At 73.0% G+C, this 6,830-nt stretch carries 11 protein-coding genes; all 11 read right to left on the bottom strand.

Translation table 11 applies throughout. From position 1 onward, the window contains the following. Positions 1-195, bottom strand: a 195-nt coding sequence (locus tag BW41_RS13985) for a phage tail assembly chaperone (protein WP_037535122.1), incomplete at its 3' end; no start/stop codon positions are given. Beyond that, on the bottom strand, positions 192-506 hold the full coding sequence (locus tag BW41_RS13980; RefSeq protein ID WP_081793105.1) for a gene transfer agent family protein: 315 nt from the start codon (positions 504-506) through the stop codon (positions 192-194). The genes BW41_RS13980 and BW41_RS13985, both read right to left, overlap by 4 nt. Further along, positions 503-910: a phage major tail protein, TP901-1 family gene (locus tag BW41_RS13975; RefSeq protein WP_037535121.1), complete on the bottom strand. Its 408-nt coding sequence runs from the start codon at positions 908-910 to the stop codon at positions 503-505. Before BW41_RS13975 ends, BW41_RS13980 begins: the two co-directional genes overlap by 4 nt. Positions 911-1,043: 133 nt before the next feature. Further along, complete coding sequence (locus tag BW41_RS13970) at positions 1,044-1,454, bottom strand: DUF3168 domain-containing protein (RefSeq protein WP_037535120.1); 411 nt, start codon at positions 1,452-1,454, stop codon at positions 1,044-1,046. Then, entirely contained in the window at positions 1,451-1,924 is a 474-nt protein-coding gene (locus tag BW41_RS13965) for a head-tail connector protein (protein ID WP_037535119.1), read from the bottom strand. The genes BW41_RS13970 and BW41_RS13965 overlap by 4 nt, the downstream gene beginning before the upstream one ends. A gap of 36 nt (positions 1,925-1,960) precedes the next feature. After that, positions 1,961-2,962 carry a phage major capsid protein gene (locus tag BW41_RS13960; RefSeq protein ID WP_037535131.1) on the bottom strand — a complete coding sequence of 334 codons (1,002 nt, stop codon included), beginning with the start codon at positions 2,960-2,962 and terminating at the stop codon, positions 1,961-1,963. Between the two features lie 32 nt (positions 2,963-2,994). Continuing rightward, complete coding sequence (locus BW41_RS13955) at positions 2,995-3,366, bottom strand: HK97 family phage prohead protease (RefSeq protein ID WP_200870434.1); 372 nt, start codon at positions 3,364-3,366, stop codon at positions 2,995-2,997. Beyond that, positions 3,363-3,665 (bottom strand): DUF6127 family protein, encoded by a 303-nt coding sequence (locus BW41_RS13950; protein ID WP_037535118.1) that lies wholly within the window; start codon positions 3,663-3,665, stop codon positions 3,363-3,365. The genes BW41_RS13955 and BW41_RS13950 overlap by 4 nt, the downstream gene beginning before the upstream one ends. Further along, on the bottom strand, positions 3,662-4,765 hold the full coding sequence (locus tag BW41_RS13945) for a phage portal protein (RefSeq protein ID WP_037535117.1): 1,104 nt from the start codon (positions 4,763-4,765) through the stop codon (positions 3,662-3,664). Before BW41_RS13945 ends, BW41_RS13950 begins: the two co-directional genes overlap by 4 nt. A 131-nt stretch (positions 4,766-4,896) precedes the next feature. Next, the gene (locus tag BW41_RS13940; protein ID WP_037535116.1) at positions 4,897-6,216 is read right to left on the bottom strand and encodes a DNA-packaging protein; all 1,320 of its coding nucleotides are present in this window, start codon (positions 6,214-6,216) and stop codon (positions 4,897-4,899) included. Next, positions 6,213-6,623, bottom strand: a complete 411-nt coding sequence (locus BW41_RS13935) for a hypothetical protein (RefSeq protein WP_037535115.1) — start codon at positions 6,621-6,623, stop codon at positions 6,213-6,215. Before BW41_RS13935 ends, BW41_RS13940 begins: the two co-directional genes overlap by 4 nt. Positions 6,624-6,830: the final 207 nt, after the last annotated feature.

Genomic DNA, 6,830 nt, shown 5'->3' with positions numbered 1-6,830 from the left:
AGCCGGATGTGCCTCCTGCAAGGCGGCGATCGTCGCGGCGTCGGGCGGCGTCGCCGCCCCGCCGCCGTCCCGCATCGCCGCGACCAGTGCCGCGAGTTCGGCCGGCGTCGCGCGCCAGAAGGCGTCGGGGCTCCACCCCAGGATCGCCCCCGCCGCACCCGCCAGCCGCACCGCCGCCGCCGTAAAACCGCTCATCGCCCCGCCAAAATCTGGTGGAGCAGGTGGCGCAGCACCGGCGTCAGTTGGGCGAGCCCGAGCGCGACCAGCGCCTCGCCCAGCGTCTCGCGCGTCATCCCCGCCGGCGGCTCGCGCAGGCAATGCCAGAACAGGGCGACCAGCTCGCCGATCGCCAGCTTGCCGTCGGCGGCGCGGGTGACGAGGTCGAACAGCGAGCCCAGCTCCTGCTCCGCCGCGACCAACGCCTGGAACGACGGCCGCAGCACCAGCTCGCATCCATCGACCCGCACGGCGCATTCGCCGCGCGCCGGATTGGCCGCCGCGCTCATGCCGCCACCACCGGGCCGGAGCTTTCGAGGCTCAGCGTATAGGATCGCTCGCCGTTGAAATCGCCGGTATAGTCGAGCTTGGTGACGAGGAAGCGGCCGGTCATGCTGTCGCCGCCCTCGAAGCTCAGCCGGTAATCGTCGATCGTCCCGGCGAGCGCATTGGCTCTGATCCGCGCCTCGCCCGCCGATCCGGTGAACACGCCCGCGCCCGAGACGCTGACGCTGCGCACCCCGGCGCCCGACAGCAACTGCCGCCAGCCGCCCGAATCCTTGTTGGTGATCACCACCGTCTCGCCGTTGACGCTCATCTGCGTCGTCCGCAGCCCGGCCACCGTCGCGAACGCCGGCGCCGCCGCGCCGTCGCCGATCTTGAGCAGAAAGGCACTGCCCCGTTCCACCGCCATCGTACGTCTCCTGGTTGAATAGAAAGAGCGGCGCCTGCCCGCTCCCCCGCCCCGCCTCCCATCGGCATCATGACTGGGAGGCGGTGCGGGGGAGCGGGCAGGCGCCGCCAAACGCGCTTCTGCGCGGTCCCGATCAGTTGATCCGGAACATCCGCACCGCGAACAGGCAGGTCGCGGTCCATTGCTCGCCCCGCTCGGAGCGGGCGTCGCCGCGCACCTCCTTGCCGTGGACGATGCGGCTGCGGGTCAGCGTCAGCGCGGCGAGCCGCCAGCCCGCGCCGAGATCGGGCGGGATCGCCGCCATCGCCGTCTCGACCTGCTCGACCAGCATGCGCAGCCGGTCGGGCTGTTCGCCGCTGTCGGTGCAGGTGACGCCGATCGTGCCGATCCGCCCGCTCACGCCCACCGCATCCGCCCCGGCGAGCACCGCGTCATCCAGCACGACGCGCGGCAGCGACGCGCGCAGCGGCGGCGCGGTGAACACCCGCATCCGCCGCGACAGCTGCGCCAGCGCCGCCGCCTGCAACACCGCCGCCGCGCTCACCGCTGCACCGCCGTCGCCAGCCGCAGCCGCCGGTACGGCCGCCACAGGGCCGCCACCGCGGCGGGCGGCTCGCCGCGCCCGTCGCGATGCTCGAACAGATGCGCGGCGAGCAGCACCACGCCCTGCGCGATCGGCGCGGGCACCGTCGCCCAGTCCGCCGCCAGCCCTGCCGTATAGGACACCGTCCCCGTCGCGGCGGTGCGCACCCAGCCGATCCCGCCACGATCGATGTCGAGCGCGACTCCGTCGACCGGCGCCACGATCGCCCGCACCGGCGCCTCGTCGAGCAATTGCCAGTCGGGCGAGGCGACGACGGGCTGATCGAACCTCCGCTCGATCAGCCGCTGCCCGCAGAATGCCTCGGCCAGCGCCAGTGCCGCCGCGGCGGCGCGCACCAGCACCCCGTCCGCCGCCGCCATCCGCAGATAGTCCGCCGCCGCCGCCGCGGCGGCGGTGATCGCCGCTTCCATATGCCCCCCTCCCCTGTCATCCCGCTGCGGCCGCGCTCAGGCGGCGGCGAATTTCATCAGCTTGATCGCCTCGCTGTCGGCGACGCAGCCACCGATCCGCTTGGTCGCGTAGAAGCTGACGAACGGCTTGTTCGAATAGGGATCGCGCAGGATCGTCGTCTCGCCGCGCTCGGCGATCAGATAGCCCGCGGTGAAATTGCCGAAGGCGATCGCCGCGGCGTTGGCGGCGATATCCGGCATGTCCTCCGCCTCGATCACCGGATAGCCGAGCAGGCTCGCCGGCCGCCCGTCGGCCAGCCCCGGCTGCCACAGCGGATGGCCGTCGCCGGTCTTGATCTTGCGGATGCGCGCGAGCGTGCTCGCATTCATCACCCAGCAGGCCCCCTGCCGATAGGGCGCGCGCAGGCTCTGCATCAGGTCGATCAGCCGCTCGTCCGCCGCGCCGGCGAAATCGCCCGCCGCGCCCGACGGCAGATATTGCAACGTGCCGAGCGGGCGCGCGCCATCCCCGGCGGTCGACACCGGCTGCGTCAGGAAACCGCGCGGGCGATTGTCGCCACTGCCGGCGACGAACGCCGCACCCTCCGCCCGCGCGAATTCGGCGGCGATCTCGCCCGCCAGCCACAGCTCGACGTCGAACGCCGCATCGTCGAGCATCGCCTGGCTCGCCGAGGGATTGGCGTAGAGCTCGCCCATCGGCGGCGCGAGTTCGGTGAACACCGGCGTCGCGCTCTCCGGCCGCGGCCCGGTCTCGCTCGCCCAGCCCGACGGCGTGCCGCCGCTGGTGATGAGCTTGCGATAACCCGCCGATCCCACCGTCACCACCTTGGCGATCGCGCGGATGGGGGATGCCTGGGTCAGCACCCGCGCGATCTCGGCATCGATCTCGCGCGGCACGGCATAGCCGCCCGCTTCGTCGCTCACCGAGGTGAAGGCCTTGGTTTCCAATATCGTGCCCTGCCGCACGAAGCCTTCGAAAGCCCCGTCCGCCGGCGCCACGCGTGCGCCGTCCAACGCCGGCCGATCGACCACGTCCATCGTCATTCTCCCTCCAGAAACCCTGTGCCGGGTCAGCCGACCCGATCGATCCGCGCCCCCGGCTGCATCGGCACCGCGACGAGGCTGACCTCGGCGAGCGCGACGCGCAGCAGTTCGCGCCGCGCACCCTGCGCGATGCGCAGCGGCCGGTAGCCGACCGACAGCCCGTCGACCGCCCGCGCCCGGACCAGAGCGGCGAGCCGGGCATCGTCGATCTCGCCCGCGATGCGCAGCCCGCGCGCATCCTCGCCGATCGCCGCGATCCGGCCGATCGGCGCACCGCGATGCTGCCAGAGCAGCGGCACGCGCTCCGGCCGCGCGAAGGCGCCGGCGCGGATCACGTCGCCGGCACGATCGGCGCGATCGAACAGCGCCGCATAGCCGGCGAAGCGCAGCGCGCTCATTCGAGCCACGTCCGCCAGCCGAGCTTGACCGCGAAGCCGGCGAGCAGCAGCGCCCCCGCCAGCCGCATCAGCCAGCCGGCGAGCGCCTTCCACGCCGATCGTTTGGCGTCGCGCCACGTCGCCAGCAATTCGCGCAGCGCGGCGAGATCGTCGCGCGCCTCCTCATCGGCGAGGCCGAGCCGCTTCAACGCGCGCATCGCCGACAATTCGCCCGCCTCCTCGGCGATCGCGCGCATCGTCGCGAGATTGCTGCCCTCGCGTGCCGCCTGCGCCATCAGTTGCGCCAGAACCTCGCTCATCGTTCCACTCCCACCATTTTGCGTTTCTCGTCGTCGGTCAGGAAGCTCGCCGCGCTGACGCTCGCCCACAGCCGCTCGCGGTCCTCGCTCAGCGCCGGCACGCGATCGAGGTCGACGCGCAGACGCGCGCCCGCGAACCATCCGGAAAGGCCCTGTGCCAGCCCCGCGAGGATCGTCTCGGCGAGCGGCAGCACGGTCAGCCGCCACAGAGCGCGATTGGCCTCGCGGTAATTGGCATAGGTCGCGTCCCCGGGCAGGCCGAGCAGCATCGGCGGCACGCCGAAGGCGAGCGCGATCTCGCGCGCCGCCGCCGCCTTGAGGCCGATGAAATCCATATCCGCCGGGCTCAGCGACAGCGGCTGCCAGCGCAGTCCGCCCTCGAGCAGCATCGGCCGCCCGGCATTGCCCGCACCGCCGAAGCCCGCCTCCATCTCGCTGCGCAGCCGCGCGAACTGGTCGGGCGACAGCGCCGCGCCATCCTGCGGATCATAGACCAGGGCGCCCGACGGCCGCGCCGCATTGTCGAGCAGCGCCTTGTTCCAGCGTGCCGCGGCATTGTGCACCGCCACCGCGCCCGCCGCCGCGCCGAGGCAGCCCATGCCGTAATGATCGTCGGTCGGGTTATAGCCGCGCAGATGCACCACCGCCGGCCGCGCGCCCTCGGCATCGAGCCGCGTCCGCCGCTCGCCGACGCGATAGACGTACGCCGTCGGCCAGCCCGCCGCGTCGAGCTCGGCGGTGACCCGCTCGGGCCGCAAGGCGTAGAGCGCGGCGACCTCGCCCTCACCGTCGCGCAGCAGCTGGACATAGGCATTGCCGTGCAGCAGCATCTGCGCCGCGACGCTCTCCAGCAGCGCCTGGCCGCCGGTCCGCGCCTGGACGAGCGCGGCGAGCGCCGGCGCGCTGGCGACGACCGGCGCCGCCGCGACGCTTTCCGCGACCAGCTTGACCGCGCGCTGCGCGATCGCATTGCCGCCATAGCCGTCGCGCACCTGCGCCTCATAGGAGCGCGGCCAGTCGCCGACCGACACCCCCGTCGCCGCCCGCGACAGCGCCGGCCGCGCGCCCTCGCGCGCCGGCTTGCGTCCGAACAACCGCATGATCGTCTCCCGCCATCGATAGGAGCGCAAACGTCGCCGACCGACGCGCGCGTAAAACGTCCGTGCTTCCGCAAAGGCAGGAGCCCAGGATCACACGGACAAGCCTGCGTTGGTCTGCCCGCGCCGGAGCGCTACAATCCCCGCACCCCCGCCTGCGCACGCCGACCGAGCATCAGCTCGCTCAGCGCCCATACCAGCGCATCGGCGCGGTCCGGCGACCGGCCCGGCCCATGATAGCCGCCGCCCGCGATCAATCCGCACAGCTCGTCCTCCAGCGCCGGGAAGCGCCCGGCGTGCCGGACCCGGCCGCGTTCGTACAGCGTGGCGACCGGCTCGGCCCGCGCCACCTTGCCGCGGCTGGCACGGACCAGCGTCACCGGCAGCGTCACGTCGGCGGCGAGCAGCACCGATCGCACCATCGCCCCGCCCTGATTGGCCTCCGCCACCACCCGGTCGGCGCGATGCCGCGCCGCGCACTCCGCCGCCGCCCGCGCCCATTCCTCCGGCGTCCGCGCGACGTGGCTCGCATCCTCCAGCACATAGCCGATGCCGGCATCGTCGCGTCCGACCGCGACGATGCCGCAGGCGTCGCCCGGTATGCCGTCGCCGCCCGCCGGCGGATCGATGCCGACGACGGTGCGGACCAGCGCCGACGGCGGTTCCGCCCGGCACGCCTCGATCCCGCCGCGCGTCCACAAGGCGCCGCCGAGATCCTCGATCAACTCGCCGTCGAGCTCCTGCCGGCCGAGTGCGGTGCCGCCATAGGCCTCTTCGACCTGCGCGACGAAGCGCGCCGGCAGGTACGGATTGTCGCGCGTCGCGCCCCGCGTCTCGATCAGCCCGCGGGTGCGCAGCAGGCGCTTCATCAACGCGGTCGGCTGCGGCGTCGTCGTCACCACCACGCGCGGTGCCGGTCCGCGCCGCATCCCCATCATCAGATTGTCCCATGCGGCATCGCCGCGCCGCCACTTCGCCAGTTCGTCGCACCAGGCCGCGCTATGTTCGGGGCCGCGCAGCTGATCGGGCGCATCCGCCGAATAGACGCGCGCCAGCGCGCCGCTCGGCCAGCGCAATTCGCCGTGGCTGATCCGATAGCTCGGCACCTGCTGCGTCTTGGCGACCGCGCGCAGGCCGCTCGGCCCGTCGATCATCACCCGCCGCACCTCCGCCGCGGTCGCGCCGACCAGCGCGATACGCGCCGCCGGATCGCGCGCCACCGCGCTCACCCATTCGGCCCCGGCGCGCGTCTTGCCGAAGCCACGCCCGGCACGGATCAGCCAAATCCGCCAATCGCCGTCGGGCGCCACCTGCCCGGCGCGCGCCCAGCCGCCCTGCCAGCGTTCGGCCAGTTCGCGCGTCGCCGCGGCCGGCAGCGACCCGATCACCCACCGCCGCTCCGCTTCCGGCAGAGCGGCGAGCGCCGCGACCATATCCCCCGCGGCCCCGCTCATGCCGCATCGCCCTGCCGCGACCGCCCGGCGACCTTGGCGAGCCGGTCGAGGATCAGCGCATCGGTCTCCTCGCGCGTCGCCACCGCCGGCGCTGCATCGCCCGCCGGGGCGCGGCGCCCCGCCAGCACCAGCCGCATCGCGGCATCGCGATCGAAGCCGCCGTCACCGTGGAGGATCGCCGCGATCATCTGCGTCTCGACGAGCAGCCGCGCGGCCTCGGTCGCCGCCCGCCAGCCGCGGGCGAAGCCGTCGTCGTCACACAGCCGGCGATATGCCTGCGTCACGTCGACCGCCGCCGCCTCGGCCGCCGCCGCGGCATCCTGCCCCGCGGCAATCCGGTCGAGAAACACCGACGTCCGTGTCGGCGTCCACCGCTGCCGACCGCCCGCCGCCCTGCCTCGCGCCATCGCCCGCCTCCCGCTCCGCAAACGAAAGGCCGCGGCGCCGGACGGTGTCGCCCGATGCCGCGGCCCCGCCCGCAATTCCTCATCGTTCCTGTTTTGTACTCAAACAGTGTGACGATGTCAAGCTTTTTGTACCAGATAGGTTTTGTCGGATTACGACCTATTGTGAACGCTCACAATCTCTGATCGACCTGTCCAACTAATTGTGTC

This window comes from Sphingomonas sp. RIT328, assembly GCF_000632225.1.
In the GTDB taxonomy this organism is placed as follows: domain Bacteria; phylum Pseudomonadota; class Alphaproteobacteria; order Sphingomonadales; family Sphingomonadaceae; genus Sphingomonas; species Sphingomonas kyungheensis.
This window is presented reverse-complemented; position numbering and strand designations above follow the sequence as displayed.

Excerpts from the sequence above, each read along its gene's own strand:
- BW41_RS13980 (WP_081793105.1), bottom strand. The coding sequence starts at position 506 with ATGAGCGCGGCGGCCAATCCGGCGCGCGGCGAATGCGCCGTGCGGGTC.
- BW41_RS13975 (WP_037535121.1), bottom strand. The coding sequence starts at position 910 with ATGGCGGTGGAACGGGGCAGTGCCTTTCTGCTCAAGATCGGCGACGGC.
- BW41_RS13965 (WP_037535119.1), bottom strand. The coding sequence starts at position 1,924 with ATGGAAGCGGCGATCACCGCCGCCGCGGCGGCGGCGGCGGACTATCTG.
- BW41_RS13960 (WP_037535131.1), bottom strand. The coding sequence starts at position 2,962 with ATGGACGTGGTCGATCGGCCGGCGTTGGACGGCGCACGCGTGGCGCCG.
- BW41_RS13955 (WP_200870434.1), bottom strand. The coding sequence starts at position 3,366 with ATGAGCGCGCTGCGCTTCGCCGGCTATGCGGCGCTGTTCGATCGCGCC.
- BW41_RS13950 (WP_037535118.1), bottom strand. The coding sequence starts at position 3,665 with ATGAGCGAGGTTCTGGCGCAACTGATGGCGCAGGCGGCACGCGAGGGC.
- BW41_RS13945 (WP_037535117.1), bottom strand. The coding sequence starts at position 4,765 with ATGCGGTTGTTCGGACGCAAGCCGGCGCGCGAGGGCGCGCGGCCGGCG.
- BW41_RS13940 (WP_037535116.1), bottom strand. The coding sequence starts at position 6,216 with ATGAGCGGGGCCGCGGGGGATATGGTCGCGGCGCTCGCCGCTCTGCCG.
- BW41_RS13935 (WP_037535115.1), bottom strand. The coding sequence starts at position 6,623 with ATGGCGCGAGGCAGGGCGGCGGGCGGTCGGCAGCGGTGGACGCCGACA.